Origin of the sequence: Paenibacillus vulneris (assembly GCF_039543185.1) — a bacterium.
GTDB lineage: Bacteria > Bacillota > Bacilli > Paenibacillales > NBRC-103111 > Paenibacillus_S > Paenibacillus_S vulneris.
In genome coordinates, this window is the sequence record NZ_BAABJG010000029.1 from 355,477 (window position 1) to 382,007 (window position 26,531).

26 protein-coding genes are annotated in these 26,531 nt (G+C 50.0%); 19 read left to right on the forward strand and 7 right to left on the reverse strand.

Annotated elements, in window-relative coordinates; genetic code table 11:
• Positions 1 to 119: 119 nt before the first annotated feature.
• From ABEA66_RS26460 to xylA, 3 genes are all read left to right on the forward strand, one after another.
• A complete protein-coding gene (locus tag ABEA66_RS26460) occupies positions 120 to 812 on the forward strand; it encodes a copper homeostasis protein CutC (RefSeq protein ID WP_345592262.1) in 693 nt (230 codons plus the stop codon).
• Between the two features lie 16 nt (positions 813 to 828).
• On the forward strand, positions 829 to 1,830 hold the full coding sequence (locus ABEA66_RS26465; RefSeq protein ID WP_345592264.1) for an asparaginase: 1,002 nt from the start codon (positions 829 to 831) through the stop codon (positions 1,828 to 1,830).
• A gap of 318 nt (positions 1,831 to 2,148) precedes the next feature.
• A complete protein-coding gene (gene xylA, locus ABEA66_RS26470) occupies positions 2,149 to 3,315 on the forward strand; it encodes a xylose isomerase (RefSeq protein ID WP_079913603.1) in 1,167 nt (388 codons plus the stop codon).
• 97 nt (positions 3,316 to 3,412) lie between these two features.
• On the opposite strand, the gene ABEA66_RS26475 is transcribed toward xylA, so the two are convergent.
• The 3 genes from ABEA66_RS26475 to ABEA66_RS26485 all read right to left on the reverse strand — a co-directional run bounded on the left by ABEA66_RS26475 (position 3,413) and on the right by ABEA66_RS26485 (position 5,826).
• Complete coding sequence (locus tag ABEA66_RS26475; RefSeq protein WP_345592267.1) at positions 3,413 to 3,988, reverse strand: GNAT family N-acetyltransferase; 576 nt, start codon at positions 3,986 to 3,988, stop codon at positions 3,413 to 3,415.
• Between the two features lie 34 nt (positions 3,989 to 4,022).
• Complete coding sequence (locus ABEA66_RS26480) at positions 4,023 to 4,484, reverse strand: GNAT family N-acetyltransferase (RefSeq protein WP_345592269.1); 462 nt, start codon at positions 4,482 to 4,484, stop codon at positions 4,023 to 4,025.
• A gap of 358 nt (positions 4,485 to 4,842) precedes the next feature.
• On the reverse strand, positions 4,843 to 5,826 hold the full coding sequence (locus tag ABEA66_RS26485; RefSeq protein WP_345592334.1) for an ABC transporter substrate-binding protein: 984 nt from the start codon (positions 5,824 to 5,826) through the stop codon (positions 4,843 to 4,845).
• 303 nt (positions 5,827 to 6,129) lie between these two features.
• Here ABEA66_RS26485 and ABEA66_RS26490 point away from each other — a divergent pair, with 303 nt between their 5' ends.
• Positions 6,130 to 6,552: a GNAT family N-acetyltransferase gene (locus ABEA66_RS26490; protein ID WP_079913600.1), complete on the forward strand. Its 423-nt coding sequence runs from the start codon at positions 6,130 to 6,132 to the stop codon at positions 6,550 to 6,552.
• 159 nt (positions 6,553 to 6,711) lie between these two features.
• Here ABEA66_RS26490 and ABEA66_RS26495 read toward each other — a convergent pair whose 3' ends face one another.
• Positions 6,712 to 6,834, reverse strand: a complete 123-nt coding sequence (locus tag ABEA66_RS26495) for a hypothetical protein (protein ID WP_345592272.1) — start codon at positions 6,832 to 6,834, stop codon at positions 6,712 to 6,714.
• A gap of 224 nt (positions 6,835 to 7,058) precedes the next feature.
• Between ABEA66_RS26495 and ABEA66_RS26500 the strand changes: the two genes are divergently transcribed.
• The 7 genes from ABEA66_RS26500 to folE all read left to right on the forward strand — a co-directional run bounded on the left by ABEA66_RS26500 (position 7,059) and on the right by folE (position 12,322).
• On the forward strand, positions 7,059 to 7,619 hold the full coding sequence (locus ABEA66_RS26500; RefSeq protein WP_345592274.1) for a DUF402 domain-containing protein: 561 nt from the start codon (positions 7,059 to 7,061) through the stop codon (positions 7,617 to 7,619).
• A 1-nt stretch (position 7,620) separates the two neighbouring features.
• On the forward strand, positions 7,621 to 8,217 hold the full coding sequence (gene lepB, locus ABEA66_RS26505; RefSeq protein WP_079913598.1) for a signal peptidase I: 597 nt from the start codon (positions 7,621 to 7,623) through the stop codon (positions 8,215 to 8,217).
• Positions 8,218 to 8,260: 43 nt separating this feature from the next.
• Entirely contained in the window at positions 8,261 to 9,430 is a 1,170-nt protein-coding gene (gene queG / locus ABEA66_RS26510) for a tRNA epoxyqueuosine(34) reductase QueG (RefSeq protein ID WP_377739598.1), read from the forward strand.
• Entirely contained in the window at positions 9,402 to 9,923 is a 522-nt protein-coding gene (locus ABEA66_RS26515) for a methylated-DNA--[protein]-cysteine S-methyltransferase (RefSeq protein WP_345592279.1), read from the forward strand. The genes queG and ABEA66_RS26515 overlap by 29 nt, the downstream gene beginning before the upstream one ends.
• Before the next feature lie 307 nt (positions 9,924 to 10,230).
• Positions 10,231 to 11,265 carry an HD-GYP domain-containing protein gene (locus ABEA66_RS26520; protein WP_079913595.1) on the forward strand — a complete coding sequence of 345 codons (1,035 nt, stop codon included), beginning with the start codon at positions 10,231 to 10,233 and terminating at the stop codon, positions 11,263 to 11,265.
• A gap of 92 nt (positions 11,266 to 11,357) precedes the next feature.
• Positions 11,358 to 11,588 carry a YneF family protein gene (locus ABEA66_RS26525; RefSeq protein WP_079913594.1) on the forward strand — a complete coding sequence of 77 codons (231 nt, stop codon included), beginning with the start codon at positions 11,358 to 11,360 and terminating at the stop codon, positions 11,586 to 11,588.
• A 143-nt stretch (positions 11,589 to 11,731) separates the two neighbouring features.
• The gene (folE, locus tag ABEA66_RS26530; RefSeq protein ID WP_079913593.1) at positions 11,732 to 12,322 is read left to right on the forward strand and encodes a GTP cyclohydrolase I FolE; all 591 of its coding nucleotides are present in this window, start codon (positions 11,732 to 11,734) and stop codon (positions 12,320 to 12,322) included.
• A 91-nt stretch (positions 12,323 to 12,413) separates the two neighbouring features.
• Here the strand turns inward: folE and ABEA66_RS26535 are convergent, their stop codons facing one another.
• On the reverse strand, positions 12,414 to 13,439 hold the full coding sequence (locus tag ABEA66_RS26535) for an alpha/beta hydrolase (protein ID WP_079913592.1): 1,026 nt from the start codon (positions 13,437 to 13,439) through the stop codon (positions 12,414 to 12,416).
• A 319-nt stretch (positions 13,440 to 13,758) separates the two neighbouring features.
• On the opposite strand from ABEA66_RS26535, the gene ABEA66_RS26540 reads away from it, so the two are divergent.
• Positions 13,759 to 13,992, forward strand: a complete 234-nt coding sequence (locus tag ABEA66_RS26540) for a hypothetical protein (RefSeq protein ID WP_079913591.1) — start codon at positions 13,759 to 13,761, stop codon at positions 13,990 to 13,992.
• 198 nt (positions 13,993 to 14,190) lie between these two features.
• Positions 14,191 to 14,934, forward strand: a complete 744-nt coding sequence (locus tag ABEA66_RS26545; RefSeq protein ID WP_079913590.1) for an IclR family transcriptional regulator — start codon at positions 14,191 to 14,193, stop codon at positions 14,932 to 14,934.
• A 97-nt stretch (positions 14,935 to 15,031) separates the two neighbouring features.
• Here the strand turns inward: ABEA66_RS26545 and ABEA66_RS26550 are convergent, their stop codons facing one another.
• Both ABEA66_RS26550 and acnA read right to left on the reverse strand, forming a co-directional pair.
• Entirely contained in the window at positions 15,032 to 16,783 is a 1,752-nt protein-coding gene (locus ABEA66_RS26550; protein WP_345592286.1) for a methyl-accepting chemotaxis protein, read from the reverse strand.
• Between the two features lie 322 nt (positions 16,784 to 17,105).
• Positions 17,106 to 19,811, reverse strand: coding sequence for an aconitate hydratase AcnA (acnA, locus tag ABEA66_RS26555; RefSeq protein WP_079913588.1), 2,706 nt, complete (start codon positions 19,809 to 19,811; stop codon positions 17,106 to 17,108).
• Between the two features lie 436 nt (positions 19,812 to 20,247).
• On the opposite strand from acnA, the gene ABEA66_RS26560 reads away from it, so the two are divergent.
• From ABEA66_RS26560 to ABEA66_RS26585, 6 genes are all read left to right on the forward strand, one after another.
• On the forward strand, positions 20,248 to 21,270 hold the full coding sequence (locus tag ABEA66_RS26560) for an amidase domain-containing protein (RefSeq protein WP_345592291.1): 1,023 nt from the start codon (positions 20,248 to 20,250) through the stop codon (positions 21,268 to 21,270).
• 112 nt (positions 21,271 to 21,382) lie between these two features.
• Positions 21,383 to 22,531: a D-alanine--D-alanine ligase gene (locus ABEA66_RS26565; RefSeq protein WP_079913586.1), complete on the forward strand. Its 1,149-nt coding sequence runs from the start codon at positions 21,383 to 21,385 to the stop codon at positions 22,529 to 22,531.
• 46 nt (positions 22,532 to 22,577) lie between these two features.
• On the forward strand, positions 22,578 to 22,898 hold the full coding sequence (locus tag ABEA66_RS26570; protein ID WP_079913585.1) for a hypothetical protein: 321 nt from the start codon (positions 22,578 to 22,580) through the stop codon (positions 22,896 to 22,898).
• A 225-nt stretch (positions 22,899 to 23,123) separates the two neighbouring features.
• Positions 23,124 to 24,113, forward strand: coding sequence for a UV DNA damage repair endonuclease UvsE (gene uvsE, locus ABEA66_RS26575; RefSeq protein ID WP_345592294.1), 990 nt, complete (start codon positions 23,124 to 23,126; stop codon positions 24,111 to 24,113).
• A 175-nt stretch (positions 24,114 to 24,288) separates the two neighbouring features.
• Complete coding sequence (fabI, locus tag ABEA66_RS26580) at positions 24,289 to 25,059, forward strand: enoyl-ACP reductase FabI (protein WP_079913583.1); 771 nt, start codon at positions 24,289 to 24,291, stop codon at positions 25,057 to 25,059.
• 252 nt (positions 25,060 to 25,311) lie between these two features.
• Positions 25,312 to 26,178, forward strand: coding sequence for an inositol monophosphatase family protein (locus ABEA66_RS26585; RefSeq protein ID WP_345592297.1), 867 nt, complete (start codon positions 25,312 to 25,314; stop codon positions 26,176 to 26,178).
• Positions 26,179 to 26,531 lie beyond the last annotated feature (353 nt).

Sequence of the window (26,531 nt, forward strand, 5' to 3'; positions counted from 1 at the left end):
GCGTAGGATAGGCTCTATACATAGAATAAAGATAACCCAGGTTGTGTTGAGAAACTATTTATAGATCGTGGATATCCGTTGATAGATATTACGGGAAGAGAGGGAGAGAACCTTTGTTAATGGAAGTGATAGCTACAAGCGTAGCCGATGCCAGATTGGCGCAAAATAACGGTGCAGGAAGAATTGAGCTGATTTCGGGTATAGGGGATGGCGGAGTCACCCCGAGTCTGGGACTCATCGAGCAGGTGCTTGCCGCCGTAACCATCCCCGTCCACGTCATGCTCCGTCCTCATGCCCAGACATTCTGCTATGACGAGGATGATGTGAGAACGATGCTGACTGATATCCGATCCATTCGCAGGCTGAGGCCAGCAGGTATTGTAGTAGGAGCCTTAACGGCTGATGGGCTTGTGGATACTACAGTGATGGAGCGCCTGCTGGTTGAGGCGGAGGGCATGTCCGTCACGTTCCATCGGGCCATAGATGAAGTGAAGGACCAGGAGCAGGCGCTCCTTACATTAGGCCGGTATGCCTCCATCCGGCGTGTGCTGACTTCGGGCGGGAAGCCCAATGTACTTGATTCCGTTGAGACGATCAAGAGGCTTGACGGGATTTGCAAGGAGCAGATGATGACGCTGCTGGCGGGGAGCGGGCTGAGGGTTGAATCGCTGGCAGCCTTCTTATCGGCAACCGGTGTTTCAGAGGTTCACTTGGGAACCGGCGTCCGGGTAGACTCAAGTCCATGGAAGCCGTTGGACCCGGCCAAGCTGCGCGCGGCAGCCGAAATCATCGCTAACTTTTCCAATTCATAACGCGGGAGGAATCCTTATGGATGAGATACTCGTAGAGGAACTACGCGGCGGACTGGTGGAGTGCCGTTACGCCGGGCATATATGCGGTGTAGACGAGTCGGGTATCCGGTACCGGACCGGCAATCCGCATCATATGACCTACTTGCGCTCCGCGGCCAAACCGATTCAGGCCATTCCGGCATTCCGCCACGGCATAGCGCAGAAGTATCCTTTTACAGAGAAGGAGCTTGCGATTATGACCGCTTCTCACCGTGCAGAACCGTTTCATGTCGCCGCAGTAGAGTCGATGTTGGAGAAGACCGGACTGTCCGAGGAGGACCTGGTCTGTCATGCGACCTATCCCCTGAATGCGGCAGCACACCGTGACCTTGTTGCACAAGGAAAGCCGGAAAGCCGTCTCTACCATAACTGCTCGGGCAAGCATGTGGGCATACTCGCCTACTGCAAGAGCAGAGGGTACAGCCTAAGCGGCTATGACGACCCGAATCATCCGGCGCAGCAAGAAATCGTTCAGACGCTGGCTATGCTGTCGGAATATCCGGCGGAGCGGATTCATATCGGGATTGACGGCTGCGGCTTCCCTGTATTTGCGATTCCTTTGCAGCATCTGGCGCTGGCTTATTTGAAGCTAGCTTGTCCGGATCGGATCCACGATTCTGCGACAAGAGCGGCGGTCGAGGAAATAACCCGTTTAATGAACCGGCATCCCGAAATGGTTGCAGGAACGGGCATGATTTGCTCTACCCTGCTGTCCGATGACAACATCGTTGCCAAAGGGGGAGCGAAGGGAGTCTACTGCTTCGGGCTTCGCAAAGAGAGACTCGCGTTCGCACTCAAGGTGATGGACGGGTCCGAGGAAAAGTGGCCGCTGATTGTCGCCTCCATTCTGGAACAGATCGGCTATGAGCGAACATCCACCATAGACCGGTTATATGGACTGTACCCGAAGATCCTTCGTAACGGCAGCGGTACGGAAGTAGGAGAAAATCGAGCGGTATTCCAACTGCAGCACGCCTGATTGGCATCATGGATGAACCTTCATAAAGAGTCGTTTTCTATACATCCGGCTTCAGAGGCCGGGGAATAGGAGGCGGCTCTTTAAACATTCATGAGCGTATAAGCCTCCGAGGTCATTAGGAAGCGAGTTTTGCTATGGCAAAACTTTAAGATCAGATTATATAAACAACGTCGATAGACGTATATTACCTCATCGAATCGACGGTAAAAAAATTAATTGTAAGGGCTAAGCCAGGTCTTTTATTTTCCACCAATCAGTGGTAAACTAGTTCTCAGAAACATAGTTCATTGAATAAACAAAGTTTCCGGAGGTGCACTAATGAGTAAATTTATACCTAAAAAAGAAGATCGTTTTACATTCGGCCTATGGACAGTAGGCAATCCGGGCCGTGACCCTTTCGGTCTGCCTGTTCGTGAAGGCTTTAGCCCAGTAGAAGCCGTCCATATGCTTGCTGAGCTCGGTGCTTATGGAGTTAACTTCCACGACAATGACCTTGTGCCAATCGACGCTACACCAGCAGAAAGAGACCGTATCGTTAGCGAATTCCGCCGTGCGCTCGAAGAGACCGGCTTGAAGGTGCCTATGGCTACGGTAAGCCTGTTCACCGATCCGATCTTCAAGGACGGAGGCTTTACCTCGAATGATCCTCGTGTACGCGCTTACGCTATCCAAAAAACGATGCAAGCGATGGATCTGGGCAAAGAATTCGGAGCGGAAACCTTCGTGCTGTGGGGCGGACGTGAAGGCTCTGAGGTCGATGCAGGGAAGGACGCAGTAGAAGCAACGAAACGTTACAGAGAGGCCATCAACTTCTTGTGCGAATACAGCATTTCGCAAAACTACGGCTACAAATTCGCTCTGGAAGCTAAGCCGAACGAACCGCGCGCCGATATCTACATGCCTACTACAGGTGCTATGCTGGGCTTGATCAGTACATTGGATCATCCGGAGCTGGTGGGCGTGAACCCCGAGGTTGCCCATGAACGTATGGCAGGCTTGAACTTCTATCATGCGGTTGCTCAAGCTCTGGACGCAGGCAAGCTGTTCCACATCGATTTGAACGACCAGAAGATGGGCCGCTTCGACCAAGACTTGCGTTTTGGCTCCGACGGCATCAAGGAAGCCTTCTTCCTCGTTAAGCTTCTGGAAGACTATAACTATCAGGGTATGCTTCATTTCGATGCTCATGCGCTTCGTACCGAAGACCGTCAAGGCGTTATCGAGTTTGCCAAAGGCAACATGAAAACGTACTTGATCCTGAAAGAGAAAGTAAAACAATTCAACGAAGACAAGGAGATTCAAGCGCTGCTGCAAGAAATTCAAGGCAAGAAGCTGGATCTGCCTGGCTTTGATTTCAAATTCTCCGCGGATAGCCTGAAAGCATTGAAAGGCTACGAGATTGACCGCGCAGCTGTCGGGGCAGAGGGCATTAACTACGAGAGACTCGATCAGCTTACTATCGAAATTTTACTTGGCGTACGCTAAGAAAAGAAAAGAAAAGAAAAGACATCGGAGAAACGTCCGATGTCTTTTTTTGCCGTTCTAGAACCGCGGCTCCATCCTGAGGGGGGTTACGCGCTTTTTAATCGAGCCGCTTGGCGTAGCAATGCCTGGGGCTCCCCCCGTACATAGGCCGGGTAAATTGAAGGGTGAATCCGGCGGACTCCAAATTCCGCCGACTGGCCGTATTGTCCGGATGGACGGTGGAATACAGGTACCGAAAGCCCCGGGAACGCGCGCGCTGCTCCCGCAATTGATGGAAATACCGCTGCAGGCCCCGGCCCCGAACCGACTCATGAACGATCGTCGCATCTAAAACCGCGACTTGCTCCAGCTCGTCTTCCGGTACGCCGAACTCACGCCCCAGATTTTTGGCGTCAGCTCCGGGGAAAGCAAGGACGGAGTAGGCGGCCAGCCGTCCTTTTGCAAATGCGCCGTAGATTTCCCCGTGCTCTTCAATGTGAGAGTACAGGTAATCCATGTCGTCCGTAGCGAATAATGAGCGGGATGGGAGGCGGGATACGACCTCTTCCATCAGTTTGAATATATCTGGCACGTCCTCCAGCGACAATCTGCGAATGTCCAGTTCACCTATAATATGCACGATAGAGTATTGACCTTCGCTCAGCTGTCCCGTGCCTGTTTCGTTGGTACTCATAAGGAACCTCCCGTGAACCATTGGAGTAAAGGGATTATCCCAGCTTCTTTTCCATGCAGATGCTGCTTGGACAATCGACATACTCTCCGAATGGGGCAATGAAATAGTAGCCGCATTTCTCGTATAATGCTATGGATTCGGGCTGCTCGGGCCCGGTTTCCAGCCGCAGCGTGGTATAGCCCGCTTGCCGGGCTTCATGCTCCAGCCATCCGAGGAGACGTGAGGCAATGCCCCGCTTCCTGAAGGAGGGGTCGACGTAAATTCGCTTCAGCTCCGCCGACTCTTCGTCCAAAGGACGATAAGCGCCGCATCCGGCAGCCGCATCTCCGCTATACGCGATAACGAAGACGACGTCTTGAACGGACGGATCGCTCAGATCGACTACAAAAACCTCATCGGCCGGGTACTTGGCATACAGCTCTTCATCTAGTTGAGCGATCAGCTGCAGCAGGTCCGGATTCGCCGAATCGGTTCGTTTCAGTTGGATCGTATCCAAGAGGTGCTCCTCCTTCGTTTCCTATCATGTCTTCTTATTTAGATAGTGCATGACGATCCGCTTTTTGTAAAGCAAAGACCAGGACATGAAAAAAGAGGGCGTCAGCCCTCTAGAGTTTGTTGAGAAACCCATTCATATAGAAAAATGCGAAAGGTGGTAGGTGGGGTATTCCTTGGAGGAGCGATAGCGTCCGCTTTTGTTCTCGGAAAATACCCGCTGTAAAGCGATATAATCAAAATTTTCCGAGAACAACAGCGGCCGGAGGGGGATACCCCACCGGGGGACCGATGCTTTTTTTCAAGCTTTACAGGTTTCTCAATTGCCCGAAGATGGGCGGCGTTATCCCTCTTGAAGCCTATTATTTCTTCAGTACGATCTTTTCAAGATCGTCCAGCATCAAATTAGCGGAGATAATGCTGCCGGACGAATTCCAGATATCGTCGCTAACCCTGTGGACGTTGCCTGATTTCACCACATTCAGGTTTTTCCACAACGGATCGCCGATCCATTCCTTCTCGACCGCGCTCGCTTCCTGCTTGTCATTATCCCAAGTGTAGTAGAACAGGATATCGCCTTCCATATCCGGGATGCGCTCTTTATTGATTTCATCCGCGAACGTTTCCTTATTTTGCGCCTGAGGACGCTGGAAGCCTATTTTCTTAAGCATTAAGCCTGCGAAGGTATCGTTATAGTACAGACGGGTTTTACCAGGAATGAAGCGAACGAGAGAAACCTTCATATTCAGCTTGTCGCCGGCCTTGGATTTGAATTCCGCAATGCGCTGATCCAGCTTGGCTAGCAGCTGATCGCCTTCGGCTTTTTTATTCAGAGCTTCCGCGTACAGCTTAAAGTTTTTTTGCCAATCTGCGTTAATTTTTTCGGAGAATACGGTTGGAGCGATGGCGGACAGCTGGGCATACACCTTTTCCTGCCGCAATTTATTACCGATAATCAGATCGGGCTTCAGCTTGGCTATTGCCTCCAGGTTAGGCTGATTCTCATCCCCGACCACCTCGACGCCTTCCAGGTCCTTTTTAATATGATCATAAAAAGGAGACCCCGACCATGATTTTACTGCCCCGACAGGCTTGATGCCGAGCGACAGCAATACTTCCGTTCCTTCATTGGTAAGAACCACGACTCTGGACGGCTTGCCGGTAATCTTGGTTTCCCCCATGGCATGCTGGATGGAGTAAGTGGTGCCGGCGGTTTTCTCCGGTGGGTTAGAAGGAGTCCCCGCAGTTCCGTTGGAGCTGTCATTACGGGTACCGCTTTGGCCGCATCCCGCCAGAAATAGCATGATGCTGAGCAGTGAAAGAAGCCATACAGAATGCTTGTTCATCCCTTTGCTTTTAGCAAAAAACAACGTAGATCTCCCCTTATATTATCAATAATGAAAATCATTCTCAATGAATTTTACTTATTATTTCCTAAGCTGTCAATAGAGATAAAGCAACAAAATCTCCTCTAGAAATGGCGAAATAACGAGAAAACATAATGTAAACGCTTTAAATACAGCGCTTTCAACACTTTTTTAATATTTTATGAAGAAATATTGAGTTTTTTTCGAAAATTTAGAAGGATTATTGCGAGATTTGTCGTATTTTAAAATATAACCATATCAAGCCGCGGGGAGAGTTCAAAGATGCTGGTTCGTTCCTTTCAATTGTCCGATTACGTATCCGTTACCGAACTGTTCAAGAACGTATTGTCAGAAGCCTGTTATGAGGAAACCATGGAGGCGTTCGCCAGACAGCTTTCATGGGATAGTGAATTGGTGCTTGTCGCTATTGAAAACGATCAAATGGTGGGTGTCATTGTAGGGACGATTGACAACCACAACGGCTATTATTACCGGATTGCGGTTAGCAAGGAATACCAACGCAGAGGAATCGGCAAAACCTTAATTGAGTCGCTGAGACAACGGTTTGTTCAGAGAAAAGTACGCCGTATCCTGATTACGGTGGATGCGCACAACGAAACAGTCATTCCGGTATATGAATCGGCCGGTTACCAGGCGGAAGACTTTTCGCGGACGACACATCGCTTGAGTATCGTGAACGGCTGAAAGCCGACACATTGGAGCAATCAAACAGCACGGAAGGTAGATCGGCATAGCCCGTTTGCGTCTAGCAAAGGCTGTGCCTTTTTTTTCGGCATTACTGGAATTGGTACCTTTCCGGGTACCCCGCAAAGTGCCGAATCCGCTTTGAGCCAAGGCCCCGCTTTATGGGGCTATTTTGCTGCTCAGGGACCAGCCTGCAGCGCGCCTGCCGCCAATCATCAGGGGGATTCCTGCCGGAAATACGGCGCAGCTATCGCAGCCGACACCGCCTTTCCCCTTGTTCATGAGGCGTCATAGACAGCCTCCGGAAATCGCTCTTTGCGAAGCGGGCTGCAGGCAGCATTTCCTAAAGCAATAGGATCATTTCCCCATTTGAGGATGAGGCTCTTGAAAGCCGTCGAACATAAGTTTATGCTATAAAAAAGATTGCTTCATGACGAACATCCGATGAATTTCGCATTTGAAGGACATCGGTCGCACCGTACGTTAAAAAGAAGGGTTTGGACCTCATGGCGACGTTTTCTTCCTATATAATAAAAAGCTTTAAGCACGACGGACATCTGCATCGAACATGGCTGGAGAATGGGCGTGTCCCTGAATCGCTGCTTTATGAGCCGCATAAAGCGGAATCAATGATGGTCCTTATCAACAGCCAGACCAAAATAATAGAAGCGGACGGCAAGGAATGGGTCAGCCGCATACCGGGGGTTTCTTTTTTTATCCCGAAGCAGTGGTTTAATGTTGTCGCGCTGCTGGAGGATACCGGCGTCCGCTATTACTGCAATATCGCCTCGCCTCCCTATGTTGCCGGCAACGTCATTACGTATATCGACTATGATTTGGACGTTATACGCATGCCTGGAGGAGCCGTTCATATCGTAGATGAGGAAGAGTATGAGCGGCATAAAATTAGTTATCATTACTCTAACATCGTGGATACTAAGGTCCGGCAGGGACTTCAGGATTTGCTGCAGCGGATCCGGGAAGGCCGGGCACCTTTTCGCGAGGACTGGGTGCTGGAGTACTATCGCCAATGGGAGCAGTGGAAGGACCAAGGAACGGAGGCGTAGCATGGGCTTGTTCTCTCAGAAGAAGCCGGAACGGGAAATTACGGCAGATTCGTTATCGGTTGACCATTCAGCCGGATTTTTAGCCGAAGTATGGGAATGGATGAAATCCGTCGTTGTCGCGCTGCTCATCGTACTGCTCATCCATCAGTATGGTTTTCATCTGTCCACGGTCAAAGGGGCATCCATGCAGCCTACAATTGAAGAGGGCGAGTGGCTGTTCATCAATAAAACGATCCTGCTGACCGGGGGACTGCAGCGCGGCGACGTTGTAGTTGTGAAGGAACCGGATGAAAGCGATACGGAGCACCCCTATTTGGTCAAGAGGGTCGTGGCGGTAGCTGGTGACGAAGTGTCTATTCGCCAGGGCAAATTATATGTGAACGGAGAGGAAGCGAAGGAGTCCTATACGGATACTCTGATCGAGGACGGCCGTTTCGAGCCGTATAAGGTGGAAGAAGGGCGCGTATTTGTCATGGGAGATAACCGGCACCGCTATGCCAGCTACGACAGCCGCAGCTTTGGTGCTGTATCCGTGAAGCAGGTGGAAGGCCGGGCGGAATGGATTGTATGGCCATTGGCCAAATGGAAGAATCTATAGACGGGTTTAGAAATGACAGCTTAGCGAAAGGAGACGAATGCGGATGGACGCGGCAGAGAGCAGCAGCATGGATTGGCATCAGTTGAAGCGTGATATGCAGGAAGCAGCGCCGCAGCTTGGTATTGATAAAATCGGCATTGCAAGCGCGGAGCCTTTCGTGGAGTTGAAATCGATATTGCTGAAGCACCGGGAACAGGGCTTTGAGTCCGGCTTTGAGGAGCCGGATATTGAGAAGCGTACGGAGCCGGCTCTAAGCCTTGAGGAGCCCCGTTCGATCATCTCCATCGCGGTAGCGTACCCGTCCAAGCTTCCGTACGTCCCGAGATCGGAGCCGGGAGCTTACAGGGGCATGCTGTCCCGTTCGGCATGGGGAGAGGATTATCACCATGTCTTGCGAAACCGGCTCCAGCGCCTGGAGGCATGGATTCGGGAACGGGTGCCTGATGCGAGAATAGAGAGCATGGTCGATACCGGAGCTCTGGTGGACCGTGCGGTAGCTGAGCGCGCAGGGATCGGCTGGAGCGGCAAAAATTGCGCTATCATCACCCCTGAGTTCGGCTCCTGGGTATACTTGGGCGAGATGATTACGAATTTGCCGCTTCCGCCGGACCAACCGGTAACGGAAAGCTGCGGAGACTGCACGCTCTGCATCGATGCGTGTCCGACCGGCGCGCTGGTCGGGCCGGGGCGGCTTAATTCCCAGCTGTGTATCTCTTTTATAACCCAGACCAAAGGGCATGTCGAAGACGATACGATCAAAGAAAAGATTGGGAATCGTCTGTATGGCTGCGATACGTGCCAGATCGTATGCCCGAAGAACAAAGGCAAGAACTGGACCCACCATCCGGAGCTTCAGCCTGATCCTGAACAGGCCAAGCCGCTTCTGCTCCCGCTGCTCGAGATGAGTAATCGTGAGTTTAAGGAACGCTTTGGGACAAGCGCAGCCTCATGGCGCGGCAAGAAGCCGATCCAGCGCAATGCGATCTTTGCTCTCGGCCATTTTAAGGAGCGCGAGGCGGTGCCGGCGTTGATTAGGCTGCTGCAGCGGGACGAGCGTCCCGAAATTCGCGGAGCCGCGGCTTATGCGCTCGGACGGATCGGCGGAGAGGACGCCTATCAGGCTATTAGCAGTGCTATGGAGAAGGAACAGGACGAAGTTGTGCTAAAGGAGCTGAATAAAGCTTATGAGCGGCTTGATCATAAACTGCATTGAATTGGAGTCGCCGATCGGACCGTTAGTTTTAGCGGCAGCGGGAGATCGGCTTTGCCATATCGAATTTGGCCGTGTGGCCGACGTGGAGCCGCAGCTGACGAAGTGGTCCGCCAAATGGTACGGCACTTCCCAGTGGAATCAAGACGCCACTCCGGTATTGTTAGAGGCCGCAGCGCAGCTGGAGCAATATTTTGCGGGACAGCGAACGGAGTTCGATGTGCCGCTGGATCTGCAGGGAACGCCGTTTCAAATCAGGGTATGGAAAGCGTTAACCGATATACCCTACGGTCAGGTTCGTTCCTACAAGCAAATCGGACAGGCGATCCAATCGGAGAAGGCGGTCCGGGCCGTAGGCGGCGCCAACAATCGCAATCCTGTACCGATCATCGTGCCGTGCCATCGTGTCATTGGTGCGGACGGTTCGTTGGTCGGTTACGGGGGCGGCTTGAATGTGAAAATACATCTACTGCAGCATGAAGGTTATGCGGTATAATAGTTATATTGGGAAATAGACCCATACGGGGCTTTTGGATTGATAGACTAATAGCTGGGGAGTATCCCTGCCTGAACGTCAGGTCTTGTCATTTTCAATAACAAGAACCTAGTTTTAGCGGCATGCAAAACAAGGGGGATGCCCCTATGCTTACGAGGATAGTTTTCCTACGGAAAACAAGCCTATGCTTACGAAGATAGTTTTCCTACGGAAAACAAGCCTATGCTTACGAAGATAGTTTTCCTATGGAAAACAAACCTATGCTTACGTAGATAGTTTTCCTAAGGAAAACTTTTAGGAGACGACAATGAGATACATACATATCGATAGCATCGAACCGGGGCAGTTCCTGGGAAGAACGATTTTTTCCGGAAACGGGGCCATACTGCTCTCCGAGGGCGTACAGCTCACGGTCTACATGATCACAACCTTGAAAAGAATCGGCGTCACCATGCTCTACATCAAAGACCCGCAGTTTGAGGACATCGAGGTTGCCGATATGGTGTCTGAAGAGACGAAACGGGCCGTCATGCAAAGAATGGGCGAGACCTTCGAATCGATCCGTTCGGGCAAGGAAGTGAACACCCGCGCCATTAACGGCAGTATTGAAAATCTGCTGGACGAAATTATGAAAAATAAAGAAGTGCTGCTTCAGCTCTCCGATATCCGTACCAAGGACAATGAACTGTACGTTCATGCGCTTAATGTTTGTATGATGTCCGTATTGATCGGTATCCATATGGGACTTTCCATTCAGCAGCTGCGGGAGCTGGCGGTTGGCGCCATGCTGCACGATATCGGCAAGCTTGAGGCAATAGCGGATGACGCTGCGGACGATGTACGTAAGCACCATACCTGGCGCGGGTTCGAGATGCTCAAAAACAAGCGCGAATTGAGCCTGCTGGTTGCTCACGTTGCCTTTCAGCATCACGAGAGGATGGACGGAGAGGGCATTCCTCGGCAGCTTCCGGGCGATCAGATTCATCTGTATGCCAAGATAACGGCCGTTGCGGATACTTACGATAATTTGTTATTCGATCTATCTACAGGCCGCCGTATGCTGCCGCATGAAGCTTGCGAGCATATGATGGTTCTTGCGGGAAGCCAGCTGGACCGCGACATCGTCATCCATTTTTTGCGTACCGTATCCGTATATCCGACCGGTGCCTCCGTCAAGCTATCGAGCAAAGAAACCGGGGTCGTCGTTGGTCAGCATCGGGGTCTGCCTGGACGTCCGGTCGTTCGCGTGGTCAAATCAGATAGGGCGGATCGGGAGCTGGATGTGAAAGAGATTGACCTGGCCAAGCATACGACGGTATTTATTGAGCAGGTACTGATGTGAATTATAGCTAGGGCAAAAATATCTATTTGTATGAATGACTAGTATTTGCTATTATGGACAATGATGACTTCCTTATGAGGTGAAAAGCAACGATGTGGTGGAACTATGTTATTCCCATTGTAACATTAATAGTAGGGGCAGTAGGGGGATTTTTCGCTGGGGTCTACTATTTGCGCAAGCAGCTAGAAAATATGCAGAATAATCCGCAAATGCTTCAGGAAATGGCTAAAAAAATGGGCTACAACATGAACAAGCAGCAGCTGCAAAAGGCTCAGCAAATGATGAAAAGCCAAAATTTCGGGGGCAAAACCAAAAGAAAGTAAAAGGGCTGATTCACAGCCCTGGCACTTATGCTCATTTTACTATAAACGAATACAGATGAGAGCGAGACAGGTACAAGCACTAAGGAATATCTTACGGAGCAAGCTGCGCGAGGTGCGCGGCTTAGAGGGAGGGTAAAACAAGCATGCCGGCTAAAGATTACAAAAACACTCGAGTTTCAGAAAACCGGGAGTTGATAGAAGGTCATATCCGTGAAATTTTGCGTCTGATCGGTGAAGACGTTGATCGTGAAGGACTGCTCGATACCCCCGCTAGGGTAACCCGGATGTACGAGGAAATTTTCGCAGGTTATGAAGCCGATTACAAGGATATTCTCGGCGTAGCGTTCGATGAAAAGCACGAAGAGCTTGTTATCGTAAAGGATATCGTGTATTACAGCCAATGTGAGCACCACATGGCTCCGTTCTTCGGTAAAATTCATATCGGCTATGTGCCGAGCGGCAGAATCGCGGGGCTTAGCAAGTTCGCCCGGCTGGTTGAAGCCATCACCCGCAGATTGCAGGTGCAGGAGCGCATTACTTCCGAGATTGCGGACATCATTGAAGAGGAGCTTGCACCACACGGTTGTATGGTTGTCGTGGAAGGCGAGCACCTGTGCATGTGCGCACGCGGCGTGAAGAAGCCTGGCAGCAAGACGGTTACTTCGGCTGTTCGCGGCTTGTTCCGCAAGGATCCGGCTGCACGTGCCGAATTCCTGTCGCTGCTCAAACAATAATTCCAATGCAAAATCCCCCTTCTGCCAGGTTATCCGGTAGAGAGGGGGATTTTTTTGTCGCTTAGTGGGGCGATTTTTGCTCCACCGGCCGTTAACTCTGCACTTCCTGTCCTTTGTCGTGTGAGGAGGATAAGGTTCTCAGGAAGCCCATGGTGAGGCTTAAATACGTTTTGGGATGGGCTCTGTAAATCAGCTCATGACTGTCCTTGGGCAGAAGCCACAGCTGAGAGCCTGAATTCGGCGGCTGATTTTGAAAAATCTCCTGTGCCATTTCGTAAGGCGCCTTCAAGTCCTGCTTGCCGTGAATAAAGAAAATAGGGATGTTATACTTAGTCTCTTTTACTTGATTATATGGAATCTGATTCAGGCTGACCCCGTTGATGAACGGGAAGAACAAGTAGACGAGCGGCTGAGTTGGGAACTTCGGCAGATTGGCGACCTGCTTCATGTTGTGGTACACCGTATCGGGCTCCAATATGAAGGTGCTGTCGAGAATCATTCCGTCGATGTCGTCGCTCAGCAAAGCGGCCTGCAGTGCCGTTCCGGCCCCCATGGAGAAGCCCCATACATACACTTGCTTTGCTCCGTGATCCCTGGCATATTTTACGGCACCAAGCAGCTCCTGCGATTCGCGAATGCCCCCGGTAACACTTTCCTTTGGCTGTACAAAACCATAATCGAACATCAGAACATTGTAATTTTGCTGATGGAGCTCCTTGGCCAAATCATAGAGAGGAACCCATATTTCTTCACGGTTCCCGCCGTAGCCATGAGAGAATACAACGGTTTTGGTAGAGGCAGCCGATTGGACGGCAGGAATATACCATCCGTTAAGCACCGAGCTGTCATTAAGGCTTGGAAATTGGATATCCTGGTATTCAACGCCGATGGCGGCGGCCGGGTTTGATTTCAGCGGATCAATATGAGGCCGGGCCAGCGTCCAGGCAATATAAGCGTGAAAAGCCATAACGAGGCTGATTAATAAAAGCAGAGCCGACAAAAGGGCGATAAGAATGCTCCGAGCCCTTCGTTTAACAATGGATGGCTGTTTGACAGCGATTTCAACTTGAGCTGCGGCAGTAGATACGGGAACGGGAGACATAGGGTTCGGTTCCATCGAAATCCCTCCTTATGTAGACTAAGATGACTTGGTGGCGAGCGTCATTACCATGTATGGAGAAATAGATGGATTCATGGTCTTTTACTCTTATTTCTATAGTAAAATGGCAGTGTGCCAACCGTCAATCGGCCGCGAAAAATGTAAACTGGCTGTAATATGGATGTAACAATAGAGGAAAGTAGTTTCCAGTTGCAGGAATTTCATAATATCAAAATTGAAGTAAGGGCAGAGCTGAAAAAGACTTGTTCTCAATCCGTCTTAAAGCTTGTATACAGGAATAGGATAGTAACAATGACTTGTAAACGGGGGAGAGCATGTGAAGCGGGGAAAAGTCAAAATAGCGGGAATCACGATGTATTGCCTACTAATGCTGAGCATTCCATTGCTGCTCTATTTCGAAATTCAGGATTGGCTTCTGCCAGGTACGATTCTGGTTGTAGTTATGTTTGCGCTGGGTATGGGCATGCTGTGGTTATCAGACTACGAGGATGAACAGGCCGCAAAAGCCAAGCACAAGCATTCGGCCCGAATGCGTTCGATGGATAGGTAGGAGGAAACGGGCAGTCCTTGAGCCGTTCGCGCCAGGGCTGCTTTGTTTTTTTCTTATACAGGACGGAAGGGTGATTTATGAAAAAGGCTCATGAGCTCTGGAAAAGGGAATTAGAGACTTTACGATACGAAGGGATATGAGTTATACTATACGTAACAAAGTTTCATCAAGTGAAACCGAAAGTTGAGGGAATAGCAGATGGAAGATGGCAAATTAACGGTGCGCGCGGTAGAGCGCGCTTTGGATATATTGCTTTGTTTTGCGGATTCATCCGATTTGAGTTTAACGGAGATCGCCTCCCGGGTCTCGCTGCATAAAAGCACGGTACACCGGCTGCTAGCCTCTTTGGAAGGGAAGGGCTTCATTATCCGCGACCCTTCCTCGGACAAGTATCGGCTAGGCTTCCGCATCTGGGAGCTTTCCGCGAATTTAACGCACAGCGACGATCCGGCCCAAATCTTCCTGCCGGAGATGGAGCGGCTTCGCGATCAGCTTGATGAAACGATCAGCCTGTACGTCAGCGACCGTTTGGAGCGGGTCCGTGTACAAGCCGTTCAGAGCAATCAGGCGATCCGCAGAGTAGCCCCTATCGGAGCCCGAATGCCGCTGTATGTCGGCGCATCGAGCAAGATTCTGGTCGCCTTCGCCGAGCCTGAGGCGCAGCAGGAGCTGCTGTCCAGTCCAAGCTGGCCGGCAAGCTTGGATAAAGCGGCCTTTCTGCAGCAGCTCGCAGAGGCGAAGACGCTTGGCTATGCGACCAGCGTCGAGGAGCGGGAGCCCGGAGCCGCAGCTGTAGCGGTGCCCATTCTGAATGGAGCGCACCGTTTAGTCGCCGCCCTTGCCGTTAGCGGGCCCTCCAACCGGCTCACCCTGGAGAAGATGATGGAGCATGCTCCTGTGCTTATGGAAGCGGCACGACGCATGGGCAAGATGGTCATATAACCGACAAAACGCAGCAGTCCGAAGGATGGAATCCACCCAAGGACTGCTGCGTTTTTCTTACCATAATAGAACATGAAAGGCCTCGATAGAGGTTTTCTCATGACTGCTTCAATTTGAATTGGCTGACCGAGTCCGCCAAATCCTGCGCAATTTTGCTCAAAGCATTAGCGGAAGAGGCGATTTCATCCATGGATGCCAGCTGCTCCTCCGTTGAGGCGGCCACATTCTGCGATGCCGCCGCAGCGTGCTTGGCGCGCCCGCTCATGTCTGTAACCGATGCGGAGACCTCCTCTGAGCTTGCCGCCATTTGCTGCGCCGCTGCGGCAACCTCCTGGATTTTTTGCGATACCAGCTGAGAGGCCTGGACAATCAGCTGAAACTTTTCGTTGGCCTCATGCACCGCATCCTTACCTCCATGGACCTCGGCCAAGCTTTTGGTCATCGTGTCAACAGCCTTAGCCGTATCGTTCTGAATGTGCTCTACAATTTCACTGATTTCTTCAACGGATCTTGCTGCTTGCTCCGCCAATTTTTTGACCTCACCGGCAACGACTGCAAATCCGCGGCCGTGCTCGCCCGCCCTTGCCGATTCTATAGCCGCGTTAAGCGCCAGAAGGCCGGTCTGAGCCGCGATGTCGCCGATAAGATTAATGATATTCCCGATATGATCGGAGTGCCGTGCGAGCTGTTTAATGTCTTCTCCAGCCTGTTCTACGGAGCCGCTGATGGTTTCCATCCGTTGGATGACGTCCTGGATCGATTGATTGCCCAGATCGGCTTGATTGGATGCCTCAAGCGACAGCTCGGACACCTCCGAGCCGGTCTCTGCAATTCGTTGAATCCCGATAGCCATTTCTTCCATGGCACGGCTGGATTCCTCGCCGCTTTGTACCTGATTTTCCGCATCCTGAGCGACCTCTTGAATGGATGCCGCAATATGCTTGCTCGCTTGTGCGCTTTCCTCAGAGCTGGCCAGTAATTGCTCGGAGGACGCCGCGACGGCGGAGGAGGTATCTTGGATGTGATGGATCGTTCCTTTGAGGTTATCGACCATAAGATTTAAAGACGAGACCAGCAGGCCGATTTCATCTTTATTTTTGACGGATACCCGATCCATGGTCAGATCGCCTTGAGATATGCTTTGCAGCCGCTCCGAAACGATTCGTACCGGCTTCGAAATATTTCTCGTAATAACGAAGGCCAAGCAAAGACCGAGCAAAACAGACAGCGCCATGATCGCGATAGAAGTGGTCATCGCTGATTTGTAGAGAGCTTGGCTTTCATTTTTAGCCAGGATAGCCCCGTCATGATTCAGCTTAACCAGCTGGTCTATCTTGTCCTGCATTTTGTTGTACTGCTCCTGGGATTTGTCGATTATGGCGTTGATGTCATCCGCTCTCTTGCCGGATCCGGTAATAAGATTGATTTCAGCCGATAGCTTGATCGTATCCGAGTAGACCTGACGGTATTGTTTCCATTCGCTTTCGAGAGAGTCAAACAGCTTGCGGTCTTCCTCATTCACAAAGCTCTTGCGATATTGGGAGAACGATTGGTCGATAGTGCCGAATATGAGATCGGTTTTTTGGATGAGCTGTGCTTTTTGATTGGAATCAGGCTCACTCATGATGGCGTATTGCGAGGAAAGAACATGCTCTGTTAAATAGTTAATGTTATTAATGATTTCTACCCCTTCAAGCCAGGAGTTTGTGATTTCATTCGTTTTCTCTTGAACAAGCTCCATTTTCTTTAAGGCCGTGAATCCCATAATCACTAGAAGTATAAGCATGAGGGTAAAAGAGAGATAGAGCTTTTTTCCGACGGATGGTGATAACGTTTTTTTCAGCCACATGGGTGTTCAATCTCCTCTGGTGTCCAATATGGTAAATGCGTTCACTATTATATCGACCGTACCAGAGGGTTTTTGTAGAATCATTTTGACGGCGGACACAAATTTTCCTCCCTCCGCAAACAGAGCCGCTTAGTCTTCCGACGTAAAAAGAACCCCACCGAAGTATATTGGCAATAGTTTAAGGTCTATAGGCTTTCCCTACAGTCCCCTGCAAAAGTGGGGGCACTATCTGAAGCTGATTCAGGCACTATGCCGGAGCCTCGAAATGGACATAAAAAAAGCCCCGCGAAGGGGCTTTTCCTGTAGCTATAAAGGCTGAACCTTAAGCCATGATTTGGCGCAATACAGTTTGCAGAATACCGCCGTTACGGTAGTAGTCCACATCCACCATGCTGTCCAGACGAACGAGAGCTTCGAAGTTGAAGCTGCTGCCGTCTTCACGGGTAGCTGTTACCGTTACGCTTTGTCCTGGCTGCACGTCGTTGTTCAAGCCAGTGATGTCAAATGTTTCGGTACCTGTAATACCGAGCGCTTTCCAGCCTTGGCCTTCTTTGAATTGAAGAGGCAGTACGCCCATGCCGACCAGGTTGGAACGGTGAATACGCTCGAAGCTTTCTGCGATAACGGCTTTAACGCCAAGCAGGAAGGTACCTTTAGCAGCCCAGTCACGGGAGCTTCCGGTTCCGTATTCTTTACCTGCGATAACAACAAGGTTAGTTCCTTGAGCTTGGTACTTCATGGATGCATCATAGATGGATTCCACTTGACCGGTTGGCAGGTAAGTCGTTACGCCGCCTTCGGTTCCAGGAGCCACTTGGTTACGAATACGGATGTTCGCGAAAGTACCGCGCATCATGACATCGTGGTTACCGCGGCGGGAACCGTAGGAGTTGAAGTCTTCTTTCTTCACGCCATGCTCGATCAAGAATTTACCTGCAGGGCTGTCTACTTTGATGTTACCTGCTGGCGAGATGTGGTCCGTCGTTACGGAGTCGCCCAGCAATGCCAATGTTCTTGCGCCTTTGATGTCGGCGATATCGGAGATGCCTGCACCCAGGTTTTCGAAGAACGGCGGGTTAGCGATATAAGTGGATTTTTCATCCCACTCGTACAATTCGCCTTCCGGTACATCGATAGCATTCCAACGCTCGTTAGCACGGAATACGTTGGAGTATTTCGCACGATAAATATCAGGGCTCATTGCAGTAGAGATTGCTTCTTGAATCTCGTCTTTGGATGGCCAAATATCTTTCAAATAAACCGGCTGGTTCGCTTGGTCGTAGCCGATAGGATCGTTAGCCAGGTCGATGTTCACCGTTCCTGCCAAAGCGTAAGCAACAACAAGCGGCGGAGAAGCCAGGTAGTTAGCTTTAACTTGAGCGTGAACGCGGCCTTCAAAGTTACGGTTACCGGACAATACAGCCGCTACCGTCATATCGTTGTCGGCAATTGCTTGGCTTACTTCGTCAGGCAATGGGCCGGAGTTACCGATACAGGTTGCACAGCCGTAGCCTGCTACGTGGAAGCCCAATGCTTCAAGAGACTCCAGCAAGCCTGCATTTTTCAGGTACTCGGTAACAACAAGGGAACCAGGAGTCAAGCTGCTTTTTACGTAAGCTGGTTTTTTCAAACCGCGAGCTACCGCTTTTTTAGCAACAAGACCTGCTCCTAACATAACGCTTGGGTTGGAAGTGTTCGTACAGCTTGTGATAGCCGCGATAACAACAGCACCAGTACCCATTTTAGTCACTTCGCCGCTTGGATGTTTCACATCAACCACTTCAGCGATTTTCTCGTCGCTTAAGCCGTATCCGCCTTTGTCGATTGGCGTGCGAACGATCGAGTTGAAGGATTCCTTCATAGCTGTCAGCTCTACGCGGTCTTGAGGACGCTTAGGACCTGCCAAGCTAGGTACAACGGAGGAAAGGTCAAGCTCGATTTTGTCGGTGAATACAGGGTCTGGAGTTTCATCCGTACGGAACATGCCTTGCGCTTTGTAGTAAGCTTCAACCAGCGCGATTTGTTCTTCTTCACGGCCAGTGCTTCTCAAGTAGTTCAAGGATTCGGAGTCAACAGGGAAGAAGCCGATCGTTGCGCCGTACTCAGGAGCCATGTTAGCTACGGTAGCACGGTCAGCCAAGCTGATGTTGCTCAGCCCTGGGCCGTAGAACTCCACGAATTTACCTACAACGCCTTTTTTACGAAGCATTTGAGTAACGGTCAGAGCCAGGTCAGTCGCTGTTGCGCCTTCTGGCAATGTGCCTGTCAATTTGAAGCCGATAACTTCAGGTGTTACGAAGTACAGAGGTTGGCCAAGCATACCTGCTTCTGCCTCGATACCGCCAACGCCCCAGCCTACGATACCAAGACCGTTGATCATGGTGGTGTGGGAGTCAGTACCTACAAGGGAGTCAGGGTATACTTCAGTTTCGCCGTCTACGACTTTCGTAGCTGCCACGGAAGCCAGATACTCCAAGTTAACTTGGTGAACGATACCTGTTGAAGGAGGAACAGCACGGAAATTATCGAATGCCGTTTGCGCCCAGCGCAAGAAACGGTAGCGCTCTTCGTTACGTTCAAATTCAATGTTGATGTTTGTATCCAAAGCGCTTGGAGTACCGAACGCATCCACCATAACGGAGTGGTCGATAACCAAGTCAACTGGAACCAACGGGTTAATCCGCTTAGGATCTCCGCCGGATTTCTTCATGGTGTCTCTCATTGCCGCCAAGTCAACGACAACCGGTACGCCGGTGAAATCTTGAAGGACGATACGTGCAGGGATGAAAGGAATTTCTTTCTCTTCACGCTCTTTCGCCCAGTTAGCGATTTGTTTAACATGCTCTGGAGTGATCGCTCTGCCGTCGAATTGGCGGACAGCTGCTTCCAAAAGCACTTTAATGGAGAAAGGAAGTTGGGAAATGTTGCCGAGGCCTTGCTCTTCAAGTCCTGGCAAGCTGTAATAATGGAATGTTTTACCCTTTACATCAAGCGCTTTGCGGACCGAGTAATGGTCTTTTTTAGCCATGAGTGGTTATTCCTCCTTAAGTTGTTAAAGTAAGCTGAAACCAAGATCGTTTCACTTGATGAAACATGATTTCATAATTGCTATACACTAAGTATACATGCTGAAAGGCCCGGCGTAAAGGTCAATTTCAATCATTTTTGGCACCCGTTGCTCATATATTGGGAGTGATAAACAGGTGCGAGAGCAGCATGTCCCGACGCCTTCTTGGGATATCTTCTATAGGTTGTTAGGTGCCAGGTTGTTCAATCCGGGGGCTGCCTCCAATGGACGAAAGCCTAAATTTCGACAAAAAGTGCAGGAACTATGCATTGGACTCCCCTAGAACGGTAAGCTTTAGACCTCAATCAACCGATGTCGATGGAATTTAGCCTTGACGGAACGTTGAAGTCTGGGGGTATTCGGTTTAGCCATTTCATCATTAATGGAGGTAGCCCGCATGTCGTGGAAAACAACGCTCTATGATTATGTTCACCACAAAAACCAAATGGATATGGATTATTCTGTCGAGCCTTTACTGCCAATAGTAACGGATCGTGCGTACTTGCAGGCACAAATTCAACGGCTGGCCCGAACGGCGCAAACGGATCAGGATAGGAATTTTTCCCCGTCCAAAAGCGAAACCCGCCTATCGTTTATTCACGCCGAAGAACAAGCGGGTAGAGTGATTGCGAACGTCAGGCTCCGCCGCACCTCGGTCGGTTCCATCGGGGTCCGGGATCATGAGGAGCAGCGAGTAGAGTCCGAGCGCATTCAATTGGAAGAGCACGACGGCAAATGGTATATCATAAACATCGAAGCGTTAAGCGCGGAGTATTCCCGTCACCGAACAGCCGGCTTGGATAATGGACATCAGCCCGCCGATTATTATTCGGAGGAATATGGAACGGGCAGAATGCCCTCTACTCCTTATTTGAACTACAATATTCTTCCCTATCTGGAGACGGGCAATCGCAAATCCGTCTACGACCGGGTTAAAGCCGTACAGTATGCCGATATGTGGTGGGATAAAGGGAACCCGGCTTACATTGAATTTGAAGTCGATTGCAGCAATTATATATCCCAATGCCTCTTTGCAGGCGGGGCGCCAATGCACTATACTGGGAAAAGGGATTCCGGATGGTGGTACAAGGGACGTTACAACGGACAGGAGCTCTGGAGCTACAGCTGGGCTGTTGCACACAGTCTGCAGCGGTATTTAATAAGCAACCGCAATGGACTGACCGCCGAGGAAGTGCCTCAAGCCGATATGCTGGAGCTGGGCGACGTCATCAGCTATGATTGGGACGGCAATGGACGGTTCCAGCACAGCACGATTGTGACGGCCAAGGACGAGAACGGCATGCCCCTGGTTAATGCTCATACCACAAACAGCTTCCGCCGTTATTGGAGCTACAAGGATTCCGTAGCCTGGACGGAGAAGACTCAATACCGGTTTCTACATATTGCGGATCTCTTGTGAGTCGATGCTTCCATACGCTTCCGAAGTAGAGCATTCTTTTCTCGAATGCTCTTAGCTTACGAGATTAGCGATTTTACTATGCATGAAATGACATATCCATTCGGAGGTTATTATGAAAGACAAAATTCGCGTCGGCTTAGTTTACGGAGGAAAGTCGGGGGAGCATGAAGTGTCCCTACAGACGGCAATGGCCGTAATCCAAGCGTTCGATATGAACAAATATGAAATTCAGCCGTTTTACATAACCAAGCAGGGAGAGTGGCGCTCCGGCCCCATGCTGAACGGTCCGGTACCTAATGTTGCGGCTCTTACCTTCCAGGATGAGGCAGAATCGGAACAAACTTTTGCACTCCAGCCTTTCTTTTCATCTCTACAGACTGCGGACAAGGCGGAGATCAGCTCGGTTAAGGATTCTCCAGCAGTAAGCGGCTCTTCCAAGCCCATCGATGTGGTTCTGCCGCTGCTTCATGGCACCTTCGGCGAGGACGGCACGATTCAAGGCTTGTTGGAAATGGCCAACATTGCGTATGCTGGAGCCGGTGTATTGGCTTCTGCCGTCGGCATGGACAAAATCATGATGAAAAAGGTATTTGCGCAGGAGGGCCTGCCGCAATGTGTTTTCCGTCACTTTACAAAAACCCAGTGGGAAAAGGATCAAGCCTTCTTCTTAATGGAGATTGAAGTATCCATCGGCTATCCGTGCTTCGTCAAACCAGCTAACCTCGGTTCAAGCGTAGGCATCAGCAAAGCCGGAAACCGCGACGAGCTGATCGCCGCCATCCAAACGGCGTTCCAGTTCGACCGCAAAGTCATCATAGAAGAGAACATTAACGCACGGGAGGTAGAGGTTGCCGTTTTGGGCAATGATGATCCTCAAGCTTCTGTCGTCGGTGAAATCGTATCGTCCAATGAATTTTATGATTATAAAGCCAAATATATTGATGGAAAATCATCCATGATCATTCCGGCCGAAATCCCTCAGGAGCTATCGGACCAAATTCGGGAGATGGCGGTTCGCGCCTTTCAGGCGATCGATGGGTCTGGCTTGTCCCGTGTAGACTTTTTCTTGAGGAAAGAAGATAATAAGATCTATATTAATGAAATCAATACCATGCCTGGCTTTACTCCGTTCAGCATGTATCCGCTGCTGTGGAAGGAGACCGGCAAATCTTATCAACAGCTGCTCGACGATCTGGTTACGCTGGCGCTGCAGCGGCATGCGGAGAAGCAACGGCTTCAGTATTCTTTTGACGTAGAATAAGTATCCTAAGCATTACAAGATGAATCCTTGATAAGGAGGGCTACGCATGGGATTTCAAACGGAGTTCAATTCGGTCTGCAAGTTCAAATCCGAGCAGGAGCTGTATGAGCTATTGGAATACGGCAAAGGCAAAATGGTGAAAAAAGGCTTTCGCGTATTTCCTACAGGACAGATGGTCATCGCCTACTCCCCAGATAATAAAGCAATTGCTATCGTAAAAATTTTAGCATCCATCGCGGAGATCAACTTTCAAGGCGAGGAAGTCACCCAGGTCGAAATGGAGCTGGTGCGCAGATTGACCGAGGAAGAAGCAAGAGTACAAACCGCCTTGGCTCATGAAATGTTTTTTGGACTGAATCATCCCTGATGTTAAAAACATCTTTCCTTAAGAAAAGGAAGGATGTTTTTTTCTTGCCCGGGCTTATCGCCGCATACATAGAAGCGGGCTGCACATTCCAGCCATACAAAGGCGAAGCATTTGCCGATTGCAGGAGATCTCCTGAATCTATCAGGACGGTGTCATTTACCTACATAGACGAAACTTGTTTAAGGGGAACCTAGCTCAAAAGGCAGTTTAAGGAGTGTATCCCTAATGATCGTTCGTCTTGGCTATGTTGCGATGTCGATGTTCGTATCCAACGCTTCCCCTTCGAAGACTATGACGGCAACCAACTTCATGAAGCTGGAGGATAGGGAAGCGGCCCTGCGTAAGCTGGAACGGATAGCGATGGAAAATATCCATAATACGTTGCGGCTGTTGAAGCACAATCGGGCTTATGATATTGAGATGTACCGCTGTTCCTCCAAGCTAATCCCCCTGATCGGGCATGAAGCCCTAGAAGGCTGGGACCCTATGACGGTCTTAAGCGATTCCTTCCAAGAGCTTGGGAGTTACGCTCTGGAGCATTCGATGAGGCTCAGCTTTCATCCGGATCATTTTACCGTCTTAAGCACACCGAGAGAAGAAGTGCTCCGCAATTCTCTATTAGATTTGGACCGGCATGTGACGATGCTTGAAGCAATGGGGTTGGACGAATCGGCCAAATGCAACATCCATGTAGGGGGGACCTACGGGAATAAGGAAGCGGCCTCCAAACGATTTATGGCTAGGTTTGCCGAGCTCCCGGACCGCATTCGCCGACGAATGACCCTGGAGAATGATGATAAGACGTTTACCGCGCTGGAGACGCTAGAAATTTGTGAGAAGCTTGAGACTCCGATGGTACTTGATATTCATCATCATCAAGTGAACCATGAAGAGGGGCACGAAAACCCTGCGAAGCTATGGCCCCGCATTCTTCATACTTGGCGCAATGAAAAAGCCCAGGGTACGGATCAGCCGCTTCCGCCCAAAATTCACGTCTCGAGTCCCAAAAGTGACAAAGATCCGCGAAGTCATGCCGACTATATTGATGCGGCGGTGCTTTTGGAATTCCTTCATGCAATCGCTCCTGTCACACCCAGACTGGATATTATGATTGAGGCCAAGAAAAAGGACGAGGCTTTGCTGAAGCTGATGGAGGATTTGAGCCGTCACACAGATATTAAAGCTTTGTCTCAGGCCTCCTTCGAAATAGGATAAGTTCCATGGCTGATACTGGTCTCAGCAGCGCCTTCAGCTTATCCGGCGGAGATATACGAAGAGCGAGGTTTATTGATGGTTTTCTCTCTTGAAAAATTGGTAAAAATGGGGTACTTTGAGAATGAAGCAGGTTTGACAAGCCTCATTTTATTTCGGAGAGGGGACTTAAGGTTTCATGACTCAACTGTTGAACGGAAAAAATATATTGGTCATGGGAGTTGCCAACGACCGCAGTATCGCATGGGCCATCGCACAGTCATTGGCTGCGCAAGGCGCGCGTTTAGCTTTCACTTATGAAAGCGAGAGAGTGGAGGAGCGGGTTCGGAAGCTGGCCGATACGATTCCCAACTCCGTTGTGCTGCCCTGCAATGTAACCGTAGATGCCGAGATCGACACGCTCGCTTCAGCAATTAGAGAGCATTTCGGCGTACTGCACGGACTTGTACATAGCATCGCTTTTGCCAAAACGGAAGAGCTCGAAGGCTTGTTCGTAGGTACCTCACGCGAAGGCTTTGCTCTGGCTCATGATATCAGCGCTTATTCTCTGGTAGCTGTATCACAGCGGATGTATCCTCTGATGACCGAGGGCGGCAGCATCATGACTATGACGTACCTGGGCGCTGAACGCGCTATGAAAAACTACAATGTCATGGGCGTGGCTAAAGCTGCCTTGGAGGCAAGCGTGCGTTACCTGGCGAATGACCTTGGACAATATAACGTTCGCGTGAACGCGATTTCGGCCGGACCTATCCGTACGCTGGCGGCCAAAGGCATTAAGGATTTCAATTCTATTTTGAGAACGGTTGAAGAGAAAGCTCCTCTGAGACGTACTACAGAAGTAGCAGAGGTAGGAGATACGGCTATGTTCCTTATGAGCCACCTTTCCCGCGGCATTACCGGCGAAGTCATTTATGTAGACAACGGCTATCATATCGTAGGTGTATAATAAATCAATCCTAATGAATTTTGACGGAACCCTTTGCCGATTTGGCAGAGGGTTTCCAGCGTTTTTTGGAAGAAATAGCACTCTAGCTGAGTGATCTTCCATTTTGAGGGGAAATGACCGGAGGAGTTTGTTGATTTGTCATAAACGACAGCATTATTTGGGTGAAACGCTGTAGCTTTTAAAACGTATATTCACTATACTGAGTGTAATTGCAAACCCTTAATCTATAAGGGAGAAAAGGAATGATTCGAAATGGCTAACGAAAGCAATACATCCTTTATTGTGGGAAGTAAGAATTTTACCGCAGTGGCCATTAATACCGCATCCAAAGCTGGAGAATGGATCCAGAGCAAGTTGGGGGATTTCAACAGCTTACATACGAAATATTCCCCTCATGATCTTGTAACGGAAGTGGACAAGGGCGCTGAGAAGATGATCCGCAATTTAATACAAACGCATTTTCCCCATCACTCTATCCTTGGAGAAGAGGGGGTTGAACCGGGACCGGCCGCTTCAAGCAAGGCATTGGAAGAGGTAAGCGATGCCGAGTACCTATGGATTGTGGACCCTTTGGACGGAACGACCAATTTTGTTCACGGGTTTCCTTTCTTTAGTGTATCCATTGCGTTGGCGCATAAAGGCGAAGTCATCGTCGGTGTTGTATATAACCCGATCCATGATGAACTGTTCGTAGCGGAAAAAGGCAAAGGAGCGTACGTCAAAGGAAGAAGAATGCGTGTTTCCAAAGAGACCAAGCTCTCCGAGAGCTTGATAGCGACCGGTTTTCCGGCGGACCGATCCTATGCGCTGCCTATCAACCTCCAGGGTGTACAAGCGCTGACCCCCAAAGTGCGCAATATCCGCGTTGCCGGATCGGCGGCTCTGCATATGGCCTATGTTGCAGCGGGGCGTCTTAGCGGCTTCTGGGAAATCGGCTTGAATTCCTGGGATATGGCTGCAGGAGCTTTATTAATCACCGAATCCGGGGGTACAGTAACAGATACCTCAGGTAACCCTTATACCCTAGGAGTTCGAAATGTTCTTGCTTCAAATGGTCATATCCATGGGGAGTTCCAGCAGGAGCTTACGGAGGCCAACGCAACGGGCTGCAGCACATAGGAAGGTCCGGATAACATGATACAGCCTCAAACCAATCGATTTTTTCGGATGGTTTGGGGCTGTTATGTTTTGCGGGAGTTTGGGTATAATAAAAAAATGTTCCAAAGTACTTGCAATCTTTTTTTAATCGTGCTATATTGGTTTCCGGCCAAGAGACAGGCCGATACGCAAGCAAGACTTGGAAAAAATAATTTCAAAAAAAGCTTGCAATGAGTAAGGTGATATGATATATTGAAATTCCGCGCTGCTGAAACAGCGACGGATAAGCAAGATGAATTAGCAATATATTGTCCTTTGAAAACTGAACAACGAGTGAATGTTTGAACAGAGAATGAAAATTCTCGCTAGCATTG